Here is a 24159-nt window from a genome sequence, read left to right on the forward strand (position 1 = left end):
CAATAAGTTGGTTATGTTCACGTCTACCGTTTTAGAACCATACCTTACATTATATTGCCAGGCCTATCAAAATGCAATATTTCTTCAGATCAGCGGCGTTTTTTAACTTGTTTGACGTTTTTAGACAGCTGTTTGAACTGCCTCCTCTGTTCCAGCTGGGCTTTGGCAGAGGACTTTCTATCAAGATACTGAAGCTCCCGCTGCAGCTTGTAATAGCTGTTGAGCCGTTCTTGCTCTATCTCACCAGTCTGTACAGCCTCCTGCACACGACAGCCAGGTTCGTTCTTATGTGTGCAATCACGGAAACGGCACAACTCACCAAATCGCTCGATATCGGAAAATGCTGCTGACACGCCAGTCTGCTGCTGGTCCCATAGCTGCAGCTCACGCATACCAGGTGTATCGATGATCATCCCGCCGCCGGGCAGCTGTACAAGCTCACGATGCGTAGTAGTATGTTTGCCTTTTCCATCATCTTCCCGGATCTCCCCTGCCAGCTGTACTTCTTTTCCATACAGCATGTTGACGAGAGTGGACTTCCCTGCACCTGAGGATCCGAGGAAAGCCGCAGTGATTCCTGCTGTAAGCTGTCTTCTAATCGCATCGACACCTCTTCTGTCAACTGCGCTTGTGACATAAATGTCAACCCCCGGAGCTATTGCTTCGACTTCGCTCCATCTTCCTTCTGTATCCTGGCACAGATCACCCTTACTTAAAATGATAACTGGTAATGCTCCGCTATCATAAGCAGCCAATAAATAGCGTTCCAGTCTGCGAAGATTATAATCCTGATTCAATGCCATAACCAAGTATACATAATCGACATTCGCAGCAACGATTTGTTCCCTGGTTACCGTTCCTGCTTCTTTCCGTGAAAACTTGCTTTTTCTTGGCAGCAAGACGTGTATCGTAGCTTTCCCTTCTTCATGCCGGGCATCTACCAGTACCCAATCCCCGACTGCTGGGAAATCCCCATTTTGCCGAAACTTCCCTGACGGTGTTGCCAGCATCTCTCCTCGGTCATCCAGCACTCTGTACATATGTTTATGCTCAAGCACGATACGTGCAGGCGTCCAAGCCTTATCATATGCTTGCTTTGCTGCTTCCAATTGGTCATTCCATCCTAATAAATTCCATGCTTCGTTCATGTTTTCCTCCTAGTGGGATCTTTTTTGGCCATAATAAAAAGGACTGTTTGCACAGCCCTCCCACTAGAAGTTTAAATAGCGGAAATATCCGCTATTCCAGACAAGCAGAAGGGATGTGCGTAGTGACGGACGGCTTTTGAGTCATCGCAAATGTCAACATAATCATCATCCCTTTCTGCGTCCGGCTTTACCGTTCGCTTTGATTTGTATTTATGATACATGATATTGGCTATATTTGTAAAGCCTATTATTACCTTAGGAAAGGAGATCGGTATATGTATGTCTTCTTCCTCCTGCTCGCTCTCCTGTTCCTCCTAATAGTTCTGGTATGGGTGGACTTGTCGCTTGGCAGGAAGTACAGCAAAAGAAAAGCAGTCAATCGGCTGGTCGGCGATAAACATGCCTTTGTTTCCACGTTAGATGATGGAGTCAGTTTCTTCGAGGCACTGATCCGTGACATAAAAGCTGCACAGCAGTCTGTTGATATTCAATTCTTTCTTGTGAAATGGGACGAACCTACACAACAGCTGACAGAATTACTGCAAAAACGCGCACAGGAAGGAATCAAAATCCGTTTCTTACTGGACAGAATCGGAGGCTATCGCTTGCCCCGGAAAGAACGGCAGCGTCTGCGCCAATCTGGTGTAATGCTCCGATTTGCTAATACACCACGTTTTCCTTATCTTCTGTATAATCTGAACTTCCGTAATCACAGGAAAGTCACCATCATCGATCAGCGAAGTGTCTATATAGGTGGATTCAATATCGGCAAGGAGTACTTGAGCAAGGAGCCCCGGTTCGGTTACTGGCGTGATTGTGTTGTGAAGCTCGAAGGCGAAGCGGTCTACACATTTGTACAGCTATTTGCTTCCGATTGGGGTGATCCATTTCACGTACTGCCAAAGCAAGCTCCAGCACTCGATGGCGCCCAGATAGAAGTAGTAATTACAGAAGCTGATGGCTATGAAGACTGGCTGCTTCATCAGATTCATCAAGCAAAGGAATATCTTTACATCGGAACACCCTATTGTTCACCGTCCAGACGCGTAGAAGCTGCCCTCAAGCGAGCTTCAGATAGGGGTGTCGATGTAAGATTAATGCTTCCGTCCAAGGTGGATCATTATGTTGTCAATCAAGTGTCCTTCCATTTTGCAAGGCGTCTGCTGCAGCATGGCATACGAATCAATTTATATTATAATGGCTTCTATCACGCGAAAATCCTGCTTAGCGATGGCGTATGGTGCGCTGTCGGTTCCGCCAATCTTGATGGTCGGAGTCTGTTGATTAACAAGGAGCTTACTGTGACCATTAGGGAAAACGATCTCTTTTACGCCCAGCTGCTTGCTCTTTGGAAAAAAGATGAACAATCCAGTATTCAAGCAACCATCAAGACGATTCAAAAACGTCCTTGGATCGCTAAGGTTACCGGCATTCTGTTTAGGCCATTACGGAATTACCTATAGAAAAAGCCCGCCAGCATTGTCGCTGACAGGCTTTTTTATTTTTTACATTTTTTCTGGTGCTTCCACACTGATGAGTCGCAATGCATTTTTGATTGTGATGCGAACTGCTTTCATCAACGCAATCCGAGCTTTTGTCAGCTCTTGATTATCCGGGTTCAATACCTTCTCCGCATTATAGAAGCTGTGGAGTGCAGAAGCCAAATCAAAGGCATATTGCGTTATACGGTGCGGCGTACGTTTTTCAGCTGCATCTGTCACTACTTGAGGGAATTCCCCAAGACGTTTTAGGAGATCCAATTCCTTCTCAGCAGTCAGAAGACTCGCATCGTAGGCTCCTTCTGTCTGGAATCCTTTATCAGCAGCCTGCGCGAGCATCGTGCTGATCCGGGCATATGCGTACTGTACGTAGAAAACAGGGTTTTCATTGGATTGGGATTTTGCCAAATCCATGTCGAAGTCAAGATGAGAATCACTGGAACGCATGACGAAGAAGTAACGCATCGCATCGATACCGACTTCTTCCATCAATTCACGCAGTGTAACTGCTTTTCCAGTACGTTTACTCATTTTCACCTTTTCGCCATTTTCGAACAGGTTCACCATCTGGATAATCGTAACTTCCAGCGTATCAGCATCATAGCCAAGTGCTTGGATAGCAGCGCGCATACGCGGGATGTAGCCATGGTGATCGGCTCCCCATACGTTGATCAGTTTCGAGAATCCGCGATCAAGTTTTGTTTTATGATAGGCGATATCCGGAGTAAGGTACGTATAGCTGCCATCCTGTTTGATGAGTACACGGTCCTTGTCATCACCGAAATCTGTCGAACGGAACCAGACAGCACCGTCTTCTTCAAAGACATAGTCCGTTTCACGAAGTGTTGCCAATGCTGTATCGATTTTTCCGTCTTGGTAAAGAGAAGTTTCTGAGTACCACACATCAAACGGAACACGGAAATCAGCAAGATCCTTCTCGAGCTTTTTAAGCTCATAAGTCAAACCATACTGACGGAAGAAAGCAAGGCGCTCCTCTTCCGGTTTAGACGCATAGCTATCTCCATGCTTTTCGGCAAGCTCTTTACCAATTCCGATGATATCCTTACCGTGATAGCCATCTTCCGGCATTTCAGCATCCTGTCCAAGCGCTTGCAAATAACGCGCCTGTACACTGCGTGCAAGATTATCGATCTGATTACCAGCATCATTTATATAATATTCGCGTCCAACCTCATAGCCTGCTGCATCAAGGATGTTGCAAAGAGAATCGCCTACCGCCGCACCACGGGCATGTCCAAGGTGCAAGTCACCTGTCGGGTTCGCCGAAACAAACTCAACTTGGACTTTTTCTCCTTTACCTGCGTTCGTGCGTCCGAAATCATCGCCAGCTTCCAAAATAGTAGATACTAGTTCGCCAAGATAGCTGTTACGCATGAAAAAGTTAATGAATCCTGGTCCAGCGATTTCGATCTTTTCAACAGGTGCCTGGCCGTAATCGAAGTTCTTCTGCAGATCCTCCGCGATGGCGCGTGGTGCTTTCTTCGCAACACGAGCAAGCTGCATTGCGATATTCGTTGCATAGTCGCCATGCGCTTTATCCTTCGGCTGCTCTAAAATGACAGCAGGAATTGTCTCTTTATCAGCCAAACCAGCCTTCAAAACAGCCTCCTGAATCGCCGTTTTCAATTTTTGTTCTGTTTGTTGTACGATATTCATCCGTTACTCTCCTCCTGCACACGCAACGTCAATGCATGTCTTCTAGACTGCACCTGATTCAAAGTTACTGTATAGCTTATTGTAAGTTCCGCCGGGCTTCCAGCTGCCAGCGGCGAGAACGTCATCGCGTGTGTGCTTGTTTCCATATGCATTGTACCATAAGGATGGCGGTATACGTTCTCTGTCGGCTGATTCTTTATGAAAACTTGCTTCATATCAAATCCGCCTGAGCGTTTGATGCTCACCTTATCAGTCGAGATGGTAATCATAGTTTTCGTTTCCCCGACTTCTTCGGATTCCTCTGTGAAATTGACGACTGTCAATCCCCCATTGGCGGAATAGGTACCTGCTGCCCTCAGAGTTGTATACTCCGTATCATCTTCCTCCGTTATTGCCGTATCCATCTCGATCCATACCGGAATTTTTGTTTGACGCATGCAGCTCTCCCCTTTCAGTAAGAAAAACGCTTCCCACGGAAGCGCCTCTCCATTTTTATTTCAATAGATCTTGTACGAACTTCGGCAGTACAAAAGCAGCTTGATGCAGCTCTGGTGTATAGTATTTCGTTTCGATAGGCTGGAACCGTTCTGCTTTCACTTCTTTTGGGTGATGCACCTTGCTGCCCATCGTGAACGTCCACAGACCACTTGGATAAGTAGGAATATTCGCCGTATACAACTCTGTAACCTGGAAGATTTCTTTCACATCTTTGTACACCTGTGAAATCAGGTCTGCTTTGAACCATGGATTATCTGTCTGCGCAACAAACAAGCCATCCTCTTTGAGTGCTTTAGCAATCCCGGCATAAAAGCCTTTCGTGAATAGGTTGACTGCTGGTCCTACTGGTTCTGTCGAGTCCACCATAATGACATCATAGGCATTCTCACTTTCAGCAATGTGCATGAAACCGTCACCGACGCGCACATCTGCACGCGGATCATCCATTTTACCTGCGATGGAAGGCAAGAACTTCTTGGAATACTCGATAACTTTGCCATCGATATCAACAAGCGTCGCTTTTTTCACTTTGTCATGCTTGAGTACTTCACGGATGACACCGCCATCTCCTCCGCCTACAATCAGCACGTTCTCCGGATTCGGGTGCGTGAACAATGGTACATGGGCAACCATCTCGTGATAGACAAACTCATCCCGCTCTGTAGTCATGACCATGCCATCCAATGTCAGCATATTGCCCCATTCTTCCGTCTCGAGCATGTCCAATTTCTGAAAATCAGTCTGCTCACTGTGCAGGGAACGCTTCACTTTTGCTGTGATACCGAAGCTGTCTGTCTGTTTTTCTGTATACCAAAGTTCCATTAGCTGTCAAAACTCCTCTATGTGTAAAATCCTTTAACATCTCGCAACTAGTGTTAGTCATTTTTATAGCTTTAAACAATCAAATTATAGAGAAATTCCGAAAAAAAGCAACCCTTTCCAATGTTTATTATCCTACTGGATGACGATACTGTTTTTGACACCATGAAGGAAGCAGGCGATAGATTTGATTCGGATTCCGATAGCCAGATGGCAGAGGTGGCTCCGGCCCAAAAGGCTGGCAGCTGTCATTCTTGGAAGCTTAATAACTGCCATCGGCGGACTGCTCCTCATTTGTTATCTGATGGGGCCTCCGGCGATGACAAATAAATGGAGTACAACATTCTATGCGAACGACAGCACAATCCTCGGTGAACAGTATGGCAACACACAGAAACGCTGGATCGCCTTGGACGAAGTTTCTCCGCATTTGATTCATGCGACTATCTTGGCAGAAGACAAGAATTTCTACAAACATCATGGCTTTGCCTGGAAACGTATATTTGCTGCCGCCCTGTCAGATATCAAGGCTGGCGCCAAGGTTGAAGGAGCCAGTACCATTACCCAGCAATATGCCAAAAACCTTTACTTAACGAATGATAAGACATGGACTCGAAAATTCAAAGAAGCAATATACAGTATCCGCCTAGAAATGTTTTACTCGAAGGATGAAATATTGGAAGGGTATCTTAATACGATTTATTACGGACATGGGATGTATGGTATTCAAGCAGCAAGCGATTATTATATGGATAAAGATCCCGGCAGTTTAACAGCTGCTGAAGCCGCACTGCTTGCCGGCATACCAAAGGGGCCATCCTACTATTCCCCTTTTCAAAATAAAGAGCTTGCTGATGAAAGGCAGGAATATATTTACGGACTGCTGCAGGATGCAGGTTATATCACAGAACCCGAATCACTTCCCGCTGTGTCTCTGTCGACAGAACAGGAACGGGAAACAATTAGACGTGCCGGTTATTTTCAGGACTATATTACAGATGAATTAGCCGAGGTTCTGGGGATGGATAAGGATGAGGCTGTAGCTTCTGGATATCATGTCTATACAACGATGGATTCTGACCACCAGCTTAAACTCGAGACGCAAATAGCCGATACGATTCCGGCTGATACAGAACTGCAGACAGGAGCCATTGCCATGGACCCGGATTCTGGTGCAATTACAGCTATGGTCGGCGGAACAGATTACAAGATGAGCACATATAACAGAGCTACTACTAGTAAACGTATGCCGGGCTCCTCATTTAAGCCTTTTGTCTATTACACTGCCTTGAAAAATGGTTTTACACCAATGACACAGTTAAGAAGCGAAGAAACGACCTTTGAGCTGCCAGAGGGCGGCGAATATGCTCCTGGTAATTTTCATGGCTATTATGCAAATGAGGAAATCACGATGGCAGAAGCTATCGCGATGTCGGATAATATTTATGCGGTGAAGACGAATTTAATGGTTGGCGCGGAGAAAGTCGCTGCGGATGCCAAGAAGCTTGGAATCACAAGTGATTTACAGGCAGTACCGTCCCTAGCACTCGGAACTTCGCCGGTATCTGTTGAAGAAATGGGCGTTGCCTACAGCCGGATAGCCAACGGTGGTAAACAGATAGAGAGCTATACGATTGAAAAAATCGTCGATCGCAATGGGAAGACTATCTATACGCATAAACCGCAGAAAACCAAAAGCAAGCTGGATAAAAAAAGACTGTTCGTGCTCACTGATCTCATGACAGGTATGTTCGATGATTCGCTTAGCAGCTATATGCGCGTCACAGGAGCATCGATCAAGGATCAGCTGAGCCGGCCATACGCAGGCAAATCTGGAACGACAACGACGGATAGCTGGATGGTCGGATTCAGCCCTGACTTAGTTACAGCGGTCTGGACAGGCTATGATGACAACCGCTCCATGGAGAAAGTAAAGGAATTGGCCTACAGCAAGGAAATTTGGGCAGGCTTTATGGAAGCAGCCCATCAGGGCGAACCAATCAAAGCATTCCGCCCTCCTGCAGGCGTACGCGGCGTGTTTGTTGATCCTGATTCCGGCTTCCTTTCTACGTCGTATTGTGAAAAGCGCCGATTCACTTACTTTGTACGAGGGACGGAGCCAAAGCTATACTGCCGGCCTGATTTGGATGAGTTTCCTCTCCGGCAAGATCAGGAAGAACCGATGAATAGAAGGAAACGCTGGTTCGATTGGCTGTTTTAATAGGAAAAGCCGCTGTCCTCCTTGAGGACAGCGGCTTTCATTTATTGCAGTTGATTTTCTAACTCCTTCGGTGACCTGCTCCAGAATTCCGGCTTATAGTCCTTAAGGAAATCCAGCAGCAATCCCTTCGATAGCTCATCCATATGCTCGAGCACGTACTTCCCTTTCATGGATTGCTCCATATGCTTCACATGCTCCGGCATTGATTTATAGGCGATACGATTCGGCCGATCGACGAGGATCTCGCTGGCAGCAGCTCCAAAATAATAAGGGCCATCCCCGCCATTTTGCACGGTTACCCAGACAATCCAATACAGCTTCCCGTCTTGTACCTTATCCTTCTCATGCTGGAAACGCACGCGTCTTTCCACTTGACTGCGGGCGTGCATCGCTGCCATGTCCACGTACGCTGTTTTCTCGTGCGGATCAACGATGACCGGACTCATATTTTCCAGACTGATGGAACCGACCCCATATCCCCCGTGACCATCTGTAGAATCATCCTTCATGATCGTGAAAGCATTATTTTTCTTCTTTTCCACGTATACCGCTCCCTCGACTTTTGCTTCTATAGTAGCATGTGTCGGATTATTACTTCAATTCAATTGTTTCATCATGGAAGCGGAAAGCATTGGTTGAGACGACAGTTGATGCGGCAACTTCGGTCAGAATTGGTTTCGATATCTTTTCTTTCTTTGGAAGATTAATCCCGAGTCTCCTTAACTCAACCTCTTTCAATCCGTCCACCATCAGTTGAACACAGCCAATCAATAGCAGGTATGCCAGTAAGATACTGATGGTATAAAAACCTTGCCCCGTCATTAGCATATAGCGGAGAAAGGAAATCTGAGAAGACCATTCACTAGTGGCTGGAGAACCAGAGAAGCCCTCTTCCCCAGGCACCGTACCACCGAAATACAACTGAAACACACCTAAATGGATGAATAGGACTATTACTTGAAGTGTTTGGTGGCCGAAAAGGATGTAACATCTAATTTTGATCTGCGGCCACACATGTTTTCTTAAAAGCTGCAAGCGGCTCGCTCCAAGGACAACTCCGCTTGTTACGTATGCACTCGATAGGGATTGATGTATTTCCTTTCCTAACAGTATGGTAGTTAGCGGTAATACTAACAGGAACAGAATCATTAGTTGCCAGATGATCTTCTCTGGAAATGACAGCATCGAGTCCGGCGCAATAATTGGCGTCAAAAGCATTATCGCTAACAAAGACTGCGGCACATAATGTAATCCATCCGCCAGTTGGTCCAGGAACTTCCGGATCCTTGATGGTATTAGCAGGACGTAGGGAATAGCAAGTAAGAACCCACCTCCGATCCGCAATGCAGCGACCAGCAAAGCGAATCCGATTGTATACTTAGCACCTGCCAACAGCACATCATCCAAATGCCTCCCCAGTCGATCCGTTCCCAGCAAATAGTCTTCTCCCGGTCCAAACGGCGCTTTTTGTACCATATTACCCGCAGCATCATATTGATATTGATCCACATTGATAACAGGATCCGCTGCTAGCGTATATATACAGCTGCCGATAAACAGCAAGGCAATCAACGCGAAACCCACGATGAACTTTTTATTTCTATAGATTCTTTGATTATGTGAAACTCTAGCGAATGGTATTCGGTTTCCATTGCTACTTGTTCCAAACAGCGGTGCCGCCTTCCATGCAGGTGCGGAGGAGATTCCTGACTTTCCCCCGAAAATCATTTCAGCAATGGAATAGATAAAATAGAATGGCACAAAGAATGCTGCTAGGATAAAGAAAAAAATAATACTCTGTACAGGCTGCAGCAGCATCTCTTTCAAAATACTTGTAATACCGTACAGATTCATTAAATATTCAATCGCTGGCAGTGCTGAGAGCGTAGCCCAAGTAATGACTTTTGTATGCAGGAAAGCAGATGGCAGGATATTCGGCAAGACATGACGGAATAGAATAGCCTCTCTTCCTATCCCCTTACTTTTTGCTAATAGTACATAGTCCTTTTGCTGCTCCTCTTCCAACATAGACAGTACGATGCGGTAGAAGGTTACAAAAGGCAGAATCGCTAATATCAGAATCGGCAGAACATAGATTTCTTCTTGGCCTACAGAGCTGAAACGGAATAATAAAAAACCGAATTGTTTATAAAAGAAAACAACAAATAATTGGATACCGAAAGCTAATATGACATCCGGGATGGATTCAAGCAGATAACCCAGCCGCTTAAATGGGAAGACGACTTTGTTTGGCAGCAGACAAGAAACGACTGCAAACAGCAACCCTCCAACAAATCCAGTCAACAATGCTCCAAACAGGATTGTCATGGAATACGACATCGCAGGAGCAAGATAATCGAATAATGGATAAACACGTCCATAGCCTTGATCATATATCCAACGGGAAGGATCTAGTACTTGCTCAACTAAAACAGCAACCGCACGGAAATATCCCGATGAATCCGGCATGAATACTGATGGGACACAGCTTATCATTACAAGTCCAACCAAACCAACAAACAGATAACCTACAAAAGAGACAGCTCGCATTCATCCCACTCTTCTTCCTCATGATATTTAGTGCCCTTTCAAAATTCTATTATATTATAATTTTCTGTTAATTATATACAAAAATGTAAGATCACTAAACGGGAATGTGCAAAAATGGACTAATATTCGGCAGAAAGTACACAATTCAATAAGCCCTTCTGCATGTAAGCCATCTAAATATGGATCAGCACCACAGTAGGATTATGGCAAGTTCGAATCGGGAAAAGTATTCACGCAGCAACGACTGAAAGGGGAATTTTATGTATTTTTGGCTTAGCTTGATTTTCGCAGCGGGGTTTGCACTTATTCATTACTGTTCTAAATATATGAGCTTTCTAAAGGAAACACCTCGGAGCAAGTTCCTGTCGGTTTCTGCGGGAATTGCTGTCGCGTATGTATTTGTACATCTTCTCCCTGAGTTGAATACTTATCAGGAAAAATTGGAAGCTGAACTTGGAGATAGTGTATGGCGATATGCAGAACATCATATTTATATTGTTGCTTTGATTGGTTTGGTACTTTTCTATGGATTGGAAAGAATGGTGACGGTATCGAAACATACAAATAGACTCAAAGATCCCGAAGCGGCAGGATCGGGTATTTTCTGGCTGCATATCAGTTCTTTCTTTTTATATAACGCTATTATAGGCTACTTGCTGGTACGGGAAGAGTATGAGTCTCCCCTCGGGATGCTGTTTTACTTTCTTGCTTTAGGTGTCCACTTCATCACCAATGACCGGAGCCTGCGGAGTGACCACAAGCATATCTATGATCGATATGGAAGATTACTTCTCACTGGAGCAATTCTAATAGGATGGTTGATCGGTATTTTAACCGAATTGAACGAAGCTGCAATCTCGATACTCAATGCCTTTATTGCAGGCGGTATCGTATTGAATGTACTGAAGGAAGAGCTTCCTGAGGAACGGGAAAGCAGTATCGGAAGCTTTCTGATTGGTGCAGTCGGTTATACCATATTGTTATTACTGGTTTAAGTAAAAGAGCGAAGGATCATGAGGATCCTTCGCTCTTTTCATGCTTGCTGCTTTTTTAGCGTATGGATGAATTCCCAGGCTTGGGTCATCTCTTCGTCTGTATAATTTTGTTTCTTTTTCACTGTCCGTACTTTTTCCTCTACTTCATCCTGCGGAAGCTCTTCGAAATACAGCATCGTGGAAACCAGCTCCAGGAATCGGGAGCTCTTTTCTTTCAGCAGGCGGATAGCCTCCTGATAATCAGGGAATTGATTATCATAATGTGTGAGAAACTGTTGGCCTTCCTCCGTAATTGTATAACGGTATTGGAAATAGCTGCTTTTATCCTCTTTTGTCTCTTTGATCAGACCGAGGTTGCTCAGTTCATCCACACGCAGGGATAATTCCTCCGAATAGGGACCGAAAAGATGGAATTCATATTTTTCACCGAACGGAATACCATTTTTCTTCAGTATGTAAATCATCTTCTGTAGTTTCTTTCTTCCTACCACTTCTTCCACGGAAGAAAAGAATTGCAGGAGATTTGCGTGGTTGGCTAGCATAGCTGCTCCTCCTTATTGGAATAAAATCTCATAAATCCGTTGCTTCTGTTGACTGTCATCCGGCAGGGCTTCCAGAATGTCCTGTGGGAAATATAATTTATGGTCTGTTCGTTTCTTACCCGAAATCGCTTCTACAATATCCGATTGACGCGATAATTCCTTCAATTTTCCATTAGGCAATTGTAAGTGAATCGGCAAGCGCTCCTCTTCCTCGCCTGGACGGTAGAAGTCATAAGGCAAATCAGATGAAGAATCATCAATCAGATAATATTCTGGATCGATTCCTACTTCGCTGAAGAGCCTGGACAGCTCGACCATCTCTTTCATATGCAGGAGCGGATTGAACTCGATATACTTGAATAGTCGGCGATTCAGGAATCTTTCACATAAGTCTCTTAGTATATCATCATCTTCTTCAAGCCAAGCCTGGAAATAGAAGGATGTGACATTTTCATCAAGCCGTATATAATCGTCCAAGGTAACTTTTTCATCAAACAAGGAAATGAAGTGCTGCGGTCGCAGCTTGAATGTATAATCACTTTTATAGAGCGCTTTTGCACGATGTAATATCTTCGTCAGAATCACTTCCGCACTGCGTGTTACAGGGTGGAAATATACTTGCCAATACATCTGATAGCGGCTCATGATATAATCTTCGACCGCGTGCATGCCGGACTCCTTGATTACGACCTGATCTTCACGTGGACGCATCACACGAAGTATGCGCTCCATATCAAAATGTCCATAGCTGACACCTGTGAAATAAGCGTCACGCTGCAGATAATCCATCCTGTCTGCGTCAATTTGGCTTGAGATGATACTGACAATCAATTTGTCATCATAAGTCTTATTAATGACTTCGGCTACTTTTTTAGGAAAACTTGCACTCACTTTCCGCAGCACATGATTGACTCCTGTATCCCCCAGGATAATCTTGCGGGTGAATTCCTCATGATCCAATCCGAAAACCTTCTCAAAGGAATGGGAATAAGGGCCATGACCAAGATCGTGGAGCAAAGCAGCACATAAAAGCAGCAGCCGCTGTTCCTTTTTCCAATTCTTGCGGTTCTCGAAGTTGTTCACAATCCGTCTGACTATCTCATAAACCCCTAGGGAATGATTGAAACGGCTGTGTTCGGCACCATGAAACGTCATATAAGAGGTTCCAAGCTGCTTGATTCTGCGAAGCCGCTGGAATTCTGGCGTCGCAATCAGATCCCATATCACCCTGTCACGGACATGTACATAACGATGCACAGGATCTTTGAAAACTTTTTCTTCATCTAGCTTTTCATCTCGATACGCCATTTCCTCTGCCTCACTTTATGTCATTCTGTCTCGTATTTTTTTGTCCAATAGAATTAGTTTATAAAATATCGGCTCCCCAGTAAATAACCAAAAGTAATTTTTACTCGTTTCTTGTCTACCCTATTCTTTGCTATACTATGTATTGGCGTTTAACGCCATTCAGCTGAAAAGGAGCGCGTTCTACGTGTTACATACATTACTTCAAACACCTGAATTCCGTATTATTGATCATTCCGGTGAAGATGGTCCCGAACAGGCGATGGCCTCCTTCGCGATAGACGATGCATTGGCTATCTCTGTCGGCGAAAATTTGGCTCCGCCAACTGCAAGGCTGTGGATCCATGACCGCACGATTATGCTCGGCATACCTGATTCCCGTCTGCCTTACATAAAGGAGGGAATATCTTATTTGCAGGAAAAGGGCTATAAAGCAGTCGTCCGAAACTCTGGCGGACTAGCTGTGCTGCTGGATAAAGGCGTTGTCAACCTATCCTTCATTTTCCCGGATGCCAAGCACATCGGAATCCATGATGGGTATCAAGCAATGGTTTCCTTCATCCAATATATCTTCCAGGATCTTACCGATAAAATCGAGGCATTCGAGGTAGTCGGTTCTTATTGTCCCGGAACCTATGATCTGAGCATAGACGGCCGGAAATTTGCCGGTATCTCCCAGCGCAGGGTGAAAGACGGTTCTGCCGTCCAAATTTACTTATGTGTAGATGGAAGCGGCGCGTCACGTGCAGAAATCGTTAGAGGATTCTATGAAAGGGCTAAAAAGAAAGCGGAAACTCGCTTCACCTTCCCTGATGTAGTGCCGGAAACGATGGCATCATTGGAAGAATTGCTCCAAGTTACTCTTACTAGCGAACAAGTTTGTAGACGGATTGCTGATGGCCTTGCATCTATCACGAACATCAATCCTACTGATGAGATGACGGAACGAGAAGTTCAGCTGCAGCAGGAACGGATGAAGCTGATGCGTGCCCGTAATGAGAATTTCCAATAAAAAACCGCTGACCGATTATCGGTTCAGCGGTTTTCTTCTTTTTCCAAAAAGGTTAAGGCTTGTTTCACCGAAGAATAGAACTTAATGTTCTGATCACTGAAGTCTGCTTGACGTACACTATCCATGGCCATCTTCGGATGGAAGCCTGTTACAATGAGTCGAGTACCCATCATATCCAGCAGCTGATGCAAGCGCAGCACACCATGATGGACTCCGCTATGGAAGCGACTGATTCCTTGCAAATCAAGAATGAAATTCCGCTCTCCTGTCTGTTGAACATGTTCTCCTACCCGTTCCAATATTTGATTCAGTCTGCGATCATCGACATCCCCAATCAATGGTAGGATCGATGTCGTATCCGTGATTGGTACAATAGGTGTCGATAAACGGGAAACTTCCTCCAAGTAACGGGAAACAAGCTCTTCGTTCTGCTTCCGCTGTGTCACGTCTTTCTGGACACCAACAAAGAACGTCTTCTGCTCACTTTCCAAAAAGATCGGATAGATCTCCAGCTCGTTCCAGAACATCTCACCGTTCTTGCGGTAATTTTTCAGTTCGACCACAACAGCTTTTTCATTTCGTATTGCATTCCGAACAGCAGCAACATCTTCTTTTCTCGTATCTTCCCCTTGAAGAAAACGGCAATTATGGCCGATAATCTCTTCAGAGGGATAACCGGTAAGTTCTTCGAAACCTTTGTTTGTATAAATAATCGGATTATCAGGAAGTGAGGGGTCTGTGATTACCACTCCTGCTCCTACGTAATCGATGGCATGCTTCACAAACTGATCTGTTACTTCGGATGAATAGCGGATATCTTTGCCCAACAAATACTCACTCCTTTTGCATCTGAGACAAGGCTATTCTACTATACTTGAGCTGGAAAAACAAAACAAACAAAAAAGACGCCCCCCTTTAAGAAAGGCGTCTTTCCTATATGCTTATTCTACAGACTGTGCAGCAGTGATAAGTGTAAGCTTGTACACATCATCTGCATTACAGCCGCGGGACAAATCGTTTACTGGTGCGTTCAGGCCTTGCAGGATCGGACCTACAGCATCGAAGTTACCTAGACGCTGAGCAATTTTGTAACCAATGTTACCTGCTTCGAGGCTAGGGAATACGAACACATTCGCATCACCTTTCAATACAGCATCCGGCGCTTTTTTCGCAGCAACGGATGGTACGAAAGCTGCATCGAATTGGAATTCGCCATCGACCACTAGGCTAGGGTTTTTCTCTTTTGCAATCGCAAGCGCATCTGCCACTTTCTCTGTTTCCGGAGATTTAGCAGAACCTTTTGTGGAGAAGCTTAGCAATGCAACTTTCGGATCAATACCAAACATAGCTGCTGTTTCAGCACTTGCTACAGCAATTTCTGCAAGATCCTGGCTGTCAGGTGCGATGTTGATGGCACAGTCACCGAAAACATAGCGCTCATCTTCTCTTACCATTACGAATGCTCCTGAAGTCTTTTTGTATCCTGGCTTCGTTTTGATGATTTGCAATGCTGGACGTACTGTATCCGCAGTAGAATGAGCCGCTCCGCTCACAAGACCATCAGCTTCACCAATATAAACAAGCATTGTACCGAAGTAATTTTCATCTTTTAGTAATTTCTTTGCATCTTCTTCTGTCGCTTTTCCTTTGCGGCGTTCCACGAACGCTGCAACCAGCTCATCGAATTTTTCATACGTATCTGGATCAAGAATTGCTGCGCCGTGCAAGTCGATAGACAGTTCTTTTGCCTTCTGTTCCACTTGCTCTTTATTGCCGACCAAAATCGGTGCAATAATCCCCTCTTCGGCAAGCTTTCCTGCTGCTTCCAAAATACGTTCATCCAAGCCTTCCGGCAAGACGATCTTTTTATTTTGACCTGTTACTTTTTCCCGCAATGTTTGAAATAAATCACTCATCCTAAAACCCTCCTAGAATATGTCTGCATTTTCTATAGTAAATCTTTTTGTTTTACTTTTAAAGTCATATCAGCTGATGCTGATTTTTTTAATTAAAATAACCGCTTCTTTAGATGTTCCCATTTCTGTCAAAGTATACACACCAGACATACGGAACAGTTGATATAATAGAGGCGGGAACTAGAAAGCAGCGACTAGCATGATGAGATGTCGTTTGTGTTACACTATACAAAGAATGTGAACGAAAAAGGAGTGTTTAGGCATGGCAGAAGCAGTAGAAACCATGGACGGCTGGTATTGCCTGCATGATTTCCGTGTAATGGATTGGACAAGCTGGAAACTGGTTTCCGAGGATGTGCGTCAAGCAGCAATCGAGGAATATCAGAACTGGCTTTCAAATATGGAACAAGTTGAGGAAGCAAAAAACGGCAGTCAGCTTGTCTATAAAATAATTGGTCATAAAGCAGACCTGATGTTTATGATTATGCGACCGACAATGGATGAATTGCAGGAGATCGAAACAGCTTTCGATAAGATGCAGATCGCATCTTTCATGACGAAAAGCTTCTCTTACTTATCTGTCGTCGAGCTCTCCAAATATATGAGCAAACCTGGTGTTGATATCGAACAGAAACCAGAAGTACAAGCGCGTCTGAAACCAATTCTTCCTCGCTGGGATTATATGTGCTTCTACCCAATGGATAAACGTCGTATGAATGATGACAACTGGTATTCACTCGAAAAAGATGCTCGATCAAAACTTATGTATGAGCACAGCAAAACCGGACGTAAATACGCTGGGCAAATCAAACAAATCATCACAGGTTCGTTTGGTTTCGATGATTGGGAATGGGGCGTTACATTGTTTGCACACGATCCACTGCCAATCAAAAAGCTAGTCTATGAAATGCGATTCGACGAAGTGAGCGCACGTTACGGCGAATTCGGTGACTTCTATTTCGGAAATAAGCTGGATAAAGAAGCAGTATCCGACTACTTTCATATTTAATGAAAGCTGGACCAACTTGGTCCGGCTTTTTTTATTCCTTTGTTCTACTCCCCTTCCAGGCTTCATATCATGTCAAAGAACAGGCATGAGTTCCTTAGACATGAGGTTAGGCGATAACAGTTAATGAAGGCTGGAGCATTTCTTGTATTCATGGTGGTCGTACGATCGAACACAATTCCTGGCCTTCACAGTTTTAGCCAGCCAAAATGTCTTCTGAAAGGATATAGGAAAGGGGAATGAAAATGAGCAAGAACCCGAATCAAGAAAACCAGTCTCCGAGCACCCCGCAGTATCAGGAACAGAGCCCGGCTTATACTTATCCGCAAGTCCCGAACTATAGCTATCCAACTCGTCAGCAAAACCAACCGTTTTTCCCGCAGCAGCAACAACAGCAGCAAGTCCCATCACAAGTTCAAGGCGGAGGGCCAGCAGGACCAGGACTGCCCGTTGAGCAGTCTTATATCGAGAACATTCTGCGTCTGAATCGAAATAAGCTCGCCACCGTGTACATGACCTTCGAAAACAATGACCGTTGGAACGCAAAAATCTTCAAAGGCGTGATCGAGGCTGCTGGTCGTGATCATCTAATCTTACGTGATCCAGAGAACAACCGACGTTACTTATTATTGATGGTCTATCTCGATTATGTAACATTCGATGAACCGCTTAATTATAGTTACCCATTTGGCAATCCAGGCGGCACTGCAACTTATCCACCACGATAAAAAAACCTCTGCTTCGGCAGAGGTTTTTTCCTTATAAATATTTAATTGCTGAATAGCCTAGCAGCACCCATCCGATCAGGAATGCCACACCACCGACTGGTGTAATGATGGCAAAGATCGTGATTCCGCTGACAGCATATATGTAAAGCGTTCCTGAAAATAGCAGGATGCCCGCGATAAAGAAACCGCCAGCAGTCGTCAAACTGCCTGCTTGGATCTTTTGCAGCAATAATGCTACTCCGATGATCGCCACTGTATGGAACATTTGATATTGAACTGCTTTTTCCCACGTGGCAATTGCCTTCTCTGACAATCTTCCTTCCATTCCGTGCGCTCCGAATGCTCCAAGTGCTACAGTAAGGAACCCACTTATGGCTCCGATTATGAGTAATGCTTTCATTTTTCTGCTCCTTTATATCAAAAATCGAACAATGACTTACCGTTCGATTCTTCATCATCATCTTCAAATGCTTTTTTGGGCTGCTGCTGGGCTGGCCATTCCCCTGTCATCGCTGCCCATTCAGCTGCTGATGGGCTCACTGCTGCTTCTGACGGTTTAGACACCTTAGACACCTGCGTTTTGACTGGATGCTCTGAACGCTCACTTTGCAAAAACAAGTCACACATCGAACGAACCGCTCGAACGTGCTCCCGCTGCTTTTGTACATCCTTAAGGTCCAATGCCCTTTCTAGCTCCTCTTTCATATGCCGAAGCACTGCTTCTTCACTTAACAAGTCGAACACCTCCATCGTTTTGCTGCTACATGCATTATAACAGATATAAAAGGAAATATTTAATCCCGAGACGAGAACGTATGTTCCTTTTCGGCGGAAAACTGGTATACTGTTCATAACATATACATAAATTAGAGCCTTAAGAAATGAAGACAGATGATGTAGAAGAAACTGAAGACCCTATGAAATTACAGAATTCAGTATGGCTTATATGGAAGCCGGTCATTCCTTACAATCCTGTTATGCAGAACCCAAACCAGAAAATAAAAAGACCCGCCGTATGGCGGGTCTTCTGTTATTGCGCTTGCTTTAGTATATCTAATTGTTCGGCGACATATTGTTCATGCATCCATTTCAAGAAATCATATTCTGTGGCTGTGGAAGGGCGCTTCATGTCCTGTTCCACCTGGTCGACAAAAGATAAAAAGCTAATCATTGCTAATTACCTCCTCTGGTTATACCTCTATCATCATTCTAATCGAGAATTGGATGCTTGACAACAAATTTTCAAAATATTCACGACAAATTAATAGTTCTATACAATCTATCAATCTTCTTTATTTTGAAAACGCAGCTCCAAATGACTGATCCGCTGCTTCAAGGCATCAACATCTGCTTTCGTGGCAAGTCCCAGGTCATGGACTTTTTTCTGCATATTCTCTTGATTCTTCTCATTCCATTCATTGGATTTGGCTTCTCCCTTATCTACAAAGCGCTGAATCAAATCCTTCGCTTGCTGTGGTGTTAACTCTCCCTTAGCCACAAGCTCTTTCAATTTAGCATCCAGCTTTTCCTTCCCAGCCAAAGCAGCACCAACACCTAAAAGAAATCCCTTTCGTAACAAATCTGCCATTATCATAACCTCCTAGTTTTATTTATGGATATAAGCAGCAGAACATGCTTGATGAAGAGAATTAACCATAAACCAAAGAAAATGAATGTCAGGATGAACCCGACGAGGACGAGCCATAATGTATGGTGGATGATTCCTTGGATGCCAGTGTATGTCGAACCTGCCGTCAAAGCGAGTAACAGAACCGTATAAAAGAAGTAAAATTGGTGCAGCAGCTGGTTCTTTTGCTTATCTCTTTCCCAGCCGCGCTGCTTCTCTCCGTCAGTGAGCCAGTCGACGAGTGCTCTTGGCATCGACAGGAATGGACGAAGTGAATTAGTAATGATACCAGTATAAATGGAGCTATGTTTTTTCGACCCTCTCATCCACCGCAGGATGACGGGTTTTCCCCATTCTACTAAATCTGCTTGCGGATAAATGACAGCCACCAGGCCAATTGCCAAGAAAACTGCCCGTCCGAGGAAAGCGAAATCTGCCGGGAGCTGGATCGGCTGTTCCTTTACGATCACCTGCAGCTCCTCCATCAGCTGCAAGAAGGATTCAGTATCACCTACATCCAGCTGCCCGCCCTTATACAGGTCCACTGTTTTCCGAAGTATCCGTTTCACTTTCTCCGTATCAGCTGACGGAAGCAAAAACTCCATCTTGTAAAGGGCTTGAATGACAGCCTCATAATCATCGAGTACGATGCCCTGGATAGCCTCCCGTAAGTACTCCGTGTCCGTTGCTCTAATCTCACCGACCATACCAAAATCGAGCAGTACGATTTTCCCGTCAGGCTGAACCATGATATTGCCTGCATGAGGATCAGCATGGAATATACCGCTGTTCAGAAACTGATCTGAAAAGAATTGAAAAAGTGCTTTGGCTACCTGCTCACGGGGAATCTTCTGGGCATCCAGATAATCTGTATCCGTCACTTTCCGTCCCTCTACCCAGTCCATCACAAGTACTCTGCCCGTGCAGAGCTCAGGATAATAATCAGGTACTCTGATATCCGGATTTCCTTTGTACCGTTTCCGGAAATAATCCGCATGCTCCAGTTCTTTCCTGAAATCCAATTCCCGGCTGATGATGGTTACTACTTCCGCGTATAAAGCCTTCATGTCCGATTTCTTGCCGATACTCGTAAATTTTCGGAGGAGGAAAAAAATGATTCGGAGCGCTTTGAAATCCATATGGAAGATCTGCCTGACATTGTGGCGCTGGACCTTGACCGCAATCTTCCGACCGTTCTGCAAGTATGCCTCGTACACTTCGCCGATAGAAGCAGAAGCAACTGCTTTAGGGTTCAGATGCACAATCTCCGTTTCATAGCAGCCGCCAAGCTCTTCCTTTAATATTGCTTCCGAATGTGTAAATGATGTCGGCTTTACCCTGTCGACGAGGCCTTCCATCTCCCGGATGAACACTTTTGGCAGCAAATCAGCACGCGAACTGAGAAACTGGCCTAACTTGATCAGCAATCCGCCCTTCTTCTCCGCCATTTTCCGATATTCCCGCGCCTGCTTGGTCAGTAATGCTTCCCATTCCTGTTTATCCTGTTCATCCCATACACGGCTATGCAGCAGGTAAAACCAATAGATCTGCACCATAAATCGGATAACCATCCACACGATAGCCATAATACGACGGGTGGATTTGACACGCATGTACACACCTCATTTTCAGACAATTGCCTTCTTTCTTGCTATTTTCTATTATAGCTAGTACTTCTCTTGCTTGTCTATTAACCTGCGGCTGTGTCGAAAAATGTAAAAATAGTAGTTTTATAAATATTTTTTAATAAAACAGTTTATTTTTTCTCAGAAAACGCTTACAATATTGATATATAAGACTGATGGTAAATCAAAAACCCTTAACGGAGGTATAGTATGTCTAGCATATCTAAAAATGCTGTTCTGCCTGAAAAACGTTCCGTCGAAAATACTAAGTCAAACAAACAATTTTTGTACCCTTCTTACCTGCTTGAAAACCAGCTGATGGATGCTGTATCCGATGGTGACTTGAACGGGGCATTATCTATAATTGAAAGCCTATCCACTTCTGAACGCCCGAAGTATGCCTTTCAACCATTACGTTCTGCCAAGAACCAATTGATCAGCATTTGTACGCTATACACACGTGCTATCTTAAGAGGCGGTGCTTCCCAAGAAGTAGCATCGAGCCTCAATATGACTTATATGCTTGAAATCGAGAACTGCCAGACAGAGCAGGAACTTTCAGAATTGGAATATGATATGCTCGTCCGTTTCATCGAAGGCTTGAATAAAAGCAGAGCTACACAATACTCCAACATCATCAATGAAGCTATCGGCTATATTCAGTCACATATCCTGGAAGACTTGAGCTTACAGGCAATCAGCTCTCACTGCAATGTGAATCCGAGCTACCTTTCCCATCTATTCAAAAAAGAAGTTGGCGTATCCACAGTCCAATTCATCAATCAAAAGAAGATTGAGGAGGCCAAATACTTCCTGCTTCATACGAACCAATCGATTGCTGATTTGGCTAAGAAGTTCAACTTCTGCAACCAAAGCTATTTCACGGCACAATTCAAGTTCTATACATCCATGACTCCAAAACAATTCCGCGACTCACGCGCAATCTAAAGATACCGCACAGGATAACCTGTGCGGTATTTTTATGGGCTTTTCAGCTCTATCAACGGTTTCCATATCCGCAGCATCCAGCGCTGGGAAAGTACCAGTACAATGCTTAGTGTGACAATCAGGAGACCTAAAACATCAAGACTATTGCTTACTTCGAACAAATCATCCACCCTGATCCACTGAATGAAGAATCCGTGCAGGAGATAAACATACAGTGTTCGCTGTCCATACTTCGTAAAAGGCATTTCTTTGTTTGGTACAAGCGCCAGTACGCTAATCATCATCAGCCCTGAAAACATATAGATCGACAAGCGGATCAATCCGCCTGATTCCCCGGCCCCTAAAACTGCATAAGATTTCGATCCGAGCAGCCAGTCAGTCGGGAAGTCAGGATAGAGATAAAATAAAGCACCTGCTGCCAGCAGCAGCAGTCCGCCTCCTATCCTGACAGGTATACGCCGAAGTACGGCAAGCTGATCCTTTGTCACCCAATATCCGATTAAGAAAAACGGAAAGAAAACAAATGTCCTGGAAAGGCTCATCGCTCCTCCAATTTCATTAAAGTAACCCACTAACAAACCGATGAACACTGCTAGCGGAATACCAAGGCTGGGACGTATCCTTTTGAATGGAATAAGCAGTATATGCCAGCAGAACAAGCTAAGTAAAAACCACAGCGCCCATTGCGGCACAAGAATGGATTCCATCCAGCCCTCTTTTCCGATCATGTAATAGTAAAACGTGTAGATGACTTGGAAAAACAAAAACGGTAAAAGCAGCTTTTTCGCAAGTTTTTCAATGGCAGCTTTATTGCCTGCCCCCCTTGCAAAGAAACCAGCCAAAAAGATAAAAATAGGCATGTGAAAGGTATATATCATTGTATAGCTCCATTGCAGGAATAACATGTCCTGATACGGCTGAATTAGATGTCCGAATACGACAAAGGCAATCATAAGCAATCTTGCATTATCAAAATACGCATCGCGTTCCATTCTATCGCTTCCTTCTTCCGGATGTATTCTTCCATAGTAAGGAGCACGGAGCAGAAACGCTATAGCGGACGCGGCTTCTTCATCTACTTGTTAGCCAGCTGTCAAGATGCTGTCATATACGACATCCGTGTGTAAAAAGAAGGGCAGAATTATCCAGCTTCCGGTTTCTTTTTAGGTCGGCTTGCCGTCTTTTTCCTCGTGGTCTTCTTGGCTGCGGGCTTATCTTTTTTCGCTTTATCGAGAGATGCCTGCAATGCGTCCATCAAGTTGGTTACATTGCTAGGCTGTTTCTTAGCTGTAGGAATATGAACTTCTTCATGATCCCGCTTCGCTTGAATCAAATCAAGCAGTGCTTCGCGGTAATCGTCATTGTACTTCTCCGGATCGAATGTAGCTGTCAGCTGTTCAATAAGCAGCTTAGCTGTTTTCAGCTCTTTATCGACAATAGCATCCTCTGCAGGGATATTCGGCACATCAGCGACATTTCGAACCTCATCGGGATAATGGATCGTCTCCACAACGAGCACATTCTTATACACACGTATAACCGCCAGCTGCTGCTTCGAACGGATGACCATAGAGGCAACACCGATTTTCCCTGTATCCTCAAGTGCTTTTCGCAATAAGCTGTATGCTTTTGTTCCGCCTTCATTTGGAGACAAGTAGTAGCAGCGTTCAAAATAGATTGGGTCAATTTCCTCTAAGCTGACAAAATCGACGATCTCCACTGCTTTGTCTTCCTGCTCCTTCTGCAACGCCTGCAGCTCGTCCTCATCCAGCACGACAAATTTATTCTTCGTGTATTCATAGGCTTTGACGATATCCTCTGTCTGTAATTCCTTCTCACAATGCGGACAGACTTTTTCATACTTTACCGGTGTGTTGCATTCTTTATGCAGCTGCCGCAGCTTCACATCTTTATTTTCCGTAGCAGCATGCATTTTTACGGGAATATTCACAAGCCCGAAGCTGATTGTTCCCTTCCACATCGTATGCATGAACTGATCACTCCTTTTTATCCTAGTTTGTACGTCTGTTCCATGTTTAATTC

At 44.6% G+C, this 24159-nt stretch carries 25 protein-coding genes; 7 read left to right on the forward strand and 18 right to left on the reverse strand.

What is annotated here, in order from left to right:
* Positions 1-89: 89 nt before the first annotated feature.
* Positions 90-1148, reverse strand: a complete 1059-nt coding sequence (gene rsgA, locus CHH91_RS00600) for a ribosome small subunit-dependent GTPase A (protein ID WP_095220961.1) — start codon at positions 1146-1148, stop codon at positions 90-92.
* A gap of 275 nt (positions 1149-1423) precedes the next feature.
* Here rsgA and CHH91_RS00605 point away from each other — a divergent pair, with 275 nt between their 5' ends.
* Positions 1424-2611 (forward strand): phospholipase D-like domain-containing protein, encoded by a 1188-nt coding sequence (locus CHH91_RS00605; RefSeq protein WP_176465611.1) that lies wholly within the window; start codon positions 1424-1426, stop codon positions 2609-2611.
* 42 nt (positions 2612-2653) lie between these two features.
* On the opposite strand, the gene argS is transcribed toward CHH91_RS00605, so the two are convergent.
* From argS to CHH91_RS21130, 4 genes are all read right to left on the reverse strand, one after another.
* Entirely contained in the window at positions 2654-4324 is a 1671-nt protein-coding gene (argS, locus tag CHH91_RS00610; RefSeq protein WP_095220965.1) for an arginine--tRNA ligase, read from the reverse strand.
* Positions 4321-4761 (reverse strand): YwiB family protein, encoded by a 441-nt coding sequence (locus CHH91_RS00615; RefSeq protein WP_095220967.1) that lies wholly within the window; start codon positions 4759-4761, stop codon positions 4321-4323. Before CHH91_RS00615 ends, argS begins: the two co-directional genes overlap by 4 nt.
* Positions 4762-4816: 55 nt before the next feature.
* The gene (gene speE / locus CHH91_RS00620; protein WP_095220968.1) at positions 4817-5644 is read right to left on the reverse strand and encodes a polyamine aminopropyltransferase; all 828 of its coding nucleotides are present in this window, start codon (positions 5642-5644) and stop codon (positions 4817-4819) included.
* Between the two features lie 132 nt (positions 5645-5776).
* Positions 5777-5917: a hypothetical protein gene (locus CHH91_RS21130; RefSeq protein WP_286160649.1), complete on the reverse strand. Its 141-nt coding sequence runs from the start codon at positions 5915-5917 to the stop codon at positions 5777-5779.
* A gap of 43 nt (positions 5918-5960) precedes the next feature.
* Here CHH91_RS21130 and CHH91_RS00625 point away from each other — a divergent pair, with 43 nt between their 5' ends.
* A complete protein-coding gene (locus tag CHH91_RS00625) occupies positions 5961-7862 on the forward strand; it encodes a transglycosylase domain-containing protein (protein WP_286160650.1) in 1902 nt (633 codons plus the stop codon).
* Positions 7863-7903: 41 nt separating this feature from the next.
* On the opposite strand, the gene CHH91_RS00630 is transcribed toward CHH91_RS00625, so the two are convergent.
* The gene (locus CHH91_RS00630) at positions 7904-8404 is read right to left on the reverse strand and encodes a YwhD family protein (RefSeq protein ID WP_095220972.1); all 501 of its coding nucleotides are present in this window, start codon (positions 8402-8404) and stop codon (positions 7904-7906) included.
* Between the two features lie 49 nt (positions 8405-8453).
* A complete protein-coding gene (locus CHH91_RS00635; RefSeq protein WP_095220974.1) occupies positions 8454-10412 on the reverse strand; it encodes an ABC transporter permease subunit in 1959 nt (652 codons plus the stop codon).
* 260 nt (positions 10413-10672) lie between these two features.
* On the opposite strand from CHH91_RS00635, the gene CHH91_RS00640 reads away from it, so the two are divergent.
* Positions 10673-11407, forward strand: coding sequence for a hypothetical protein (locus CHH91_RS00640; RefSeq protein ID WP_095220976.1), 735 nt, complete (start codon positions 10673-10675; stop codon positions 11405-11407).
* A 38-nt stretch (positions 11408-11445) separates the two neighbouring features.
* Here the strand turns inward: CHH91_RS00640 and CHH91_RS00645 are convergent, their stop codons facing one another.
* Both CHH91_RS00645 and CHH91_RS00650 read right to left on the reverse strand, forming a co-directional pair.
* Positions 11446-11949 (reverse strand): YwgA family protein, encoded by a 504-nt coding sequence (locus CHH91_RS00645; protein WP_095220978.1) that lies wholly within the window; start codon positions 11947-11949, stop codon positions 11446-11448.
* A 12-nt stretch (positions 11950-11961) separates the two neighbouring features.
* On the reverse strand, positions 11962-13257 hold the full coding sequence (locus tag CHH91_RS00650; RefSeq protein ID WP_095220980.1) for an HD domain-containing protein: 1296 nt from the start codon (positions 13255-13257) through the stop codon (positions 11962-11964).
* Between the two features lie 184 nt (positions 13258-13441).
* Here CHH91_RS00650 and CHH91_RS00655 point away from each other — a divergent pair, with 184 nt between their 5' ends.
* A complete protein-coding gene (locus CHH91_RS00655; protein WP_286160651.1) occupies positions 13442-14266 on the forward strand; it encodes a lipoate--protein ligase family protein in 825 nt (274 codons plus the stop codon).
* Between the two features lie 23 nt (positions 14267-14289).
* Here the strand turns inward: CHH91_RS00655 and ytvA are convergent, their stop codons facing one another.
* Positions 14290-15093, reverse strand: coding sequence for a YtvA family blue-light photoreceptor (ytvA, locus tag CHH91_RS00660; RefSeq protein ID WP_286160652.1), 804 nt, complete (start codon positions 15091-15093; stop codon positions 14290-14292).
* A gap of 114 nt (positions 15094-15207) precedes the next feature.
* Positions 15208-16182 (reverse strand): phosphate acetyltransferase, encoded by a 975-nt coding sequence (gene pta, locus CHH91_RS00665; protein WP_095220984.1) that lies wholly within the window; start codon positions 16180-16182, stop codon positions 15208-15210.
* 262 nt (positions 16183-16444) lie between these two features.
* Here pta and hemQ point away from each other — a divergent pair, with 262 nt between their 5' ends.
* Positions 16445-17191 (forward strand): hydrogen peroxide-dependent heme synthase, encoded by a 747-nt coding sequence (hemQ, locus tag CHH91_RS00670; RefSeq protein WP_095220986.1) that lies wholly within the window; start codon positions 16445-16447, stop codon positions 17189-17191.
* Between the two features lie 236 nt (positions 17192-17427).
* Positions 17428-17916, forward strand: coding sequence for a spore coat protein GerQ (gerQ, locus tag CHH91_RS00675; RefSeq protein WP_095220988.1), 489 nt, complete (start codon positions 17428-17430; stop codon positions 17914-17916).
* A 31-nt stretch (positions 17917-17947) separates the two neighbouring features.
* Here gerQ and CHH91_RS00680 read toward each other — a convergent pair whose 3' ends face one another.
* The 5 genes from CHH91_RS00680 to CHH91_RS00695 all read right to left on the reverse strand — a co-directional run bounded on the left by CHH91_RS00680 (position 17948) and on the right by CHH91_RS00695 (position 21156).
* Entirely contained in the window at positions 17948-18316 is a 369-nt protein-coding gene (locus tag CHH91_RS00680) for a DUF423 domain-containing protein (protein ID WP_095220989.1), read from the reverse strand.
* A gap of 17 nt (positions 18317-18333) precedes the next feature.
* The gene (locus CHH91_RS00685) at positions 18334-18651 is read right to left on the reverse strand and encodes a YwdI family protein (RefSeq protein ID WP_095220990.1); all 318 of its coding nucleotides are present in this window, start codon (positions 18649-18651) and stop codon (positions 18334-18336) included.
* 295 nt (positions 18652-18946) lie between these two features.
* The gene (locus CHH91_RS20395; RefSeq protein ID WP_176465612.1) at positions 18947-19087 is read right to left on the reverse strand and encodes a hypothetical protein; all 141 of its coding nucleotides are present in this window, start codon (positions 19085-19087) and stop codon (positions 18947-18949) included.
* A 111-nt stretch (positions 19088-19198) separates the two neighbouring features.
* Positions 19199-19504, reverse strand: coding sequence for a phasin family protein (locus CHH91_RS00690; protein WP_095220992.1), 306 nt, complete (start codon positions 19502-19504; stop codon positions 19199-19201).
* Between the two features lie 2 nt (positions 19505-19506).
* Positions 19507-21156, reverse strand: a complete 1650-nt coding sequence (locus CHH91_RS00695) for an ABC1 kinase family protein (protein WP_095220994.1) — start codon at positions 21154-21156, stop codon at positions 19507-19509.
* Between the two features lie 222 nt (positions 21157-21378).
* Between CHH91_RS00695 and CHH91_RS00700 the strand changes: the two genes are divergently transcribed.
* Complete coding sequence (locus CHH91_RS00700) at positions 21379-22116, forward strand: AraC family transcriptional regulator (protein WP_095220996.1); 738 nt, start codon at positions 21379-21381, stop codon at positions 22114-22116.
* A 32-nt stretch (positions 22117-22148) separates the two neighbouring features.
* On the opposite strand, the gene CHH91_RS00705 is transcribed toward CHH91_RS00700, so the two are convergent.
* Together CHH91_RS00705 and ku are read right to left on the reverse strand one after the other, a co-directional pair.
* Positions 22149-23108, reverse strand: a complete 960-nt coding sequence (locus tag CHH91_RS00705; protein ID WP_095220998.1) for an acyltransferase family protein — start codon at positions 23106-23108, stop codon at positions 22149-22151.
* A gap of 149 nt (positions 23109-23257) precedes the next feature.
* Complete coding sequence (gene ku, locus CHH91_RS00710; protein WP_095221000.1) at positions 23258-24106, reverse strand: non-homologous end joining protein Ku; 849 nt, start codon at positions 24104-24106, stop codon at positions 23258-23260.
* Between the last annotated feature and the right edge of the window lie 53 nt (positions 24107-24159).

Source organism: Virgibacillus sp. 7505 (genome assembly GCF_002272135.1).
GTDB lineage: Bacteria > Bacillota > Bacilli > Bacillales > Amphibacillaceae > Terribacillus.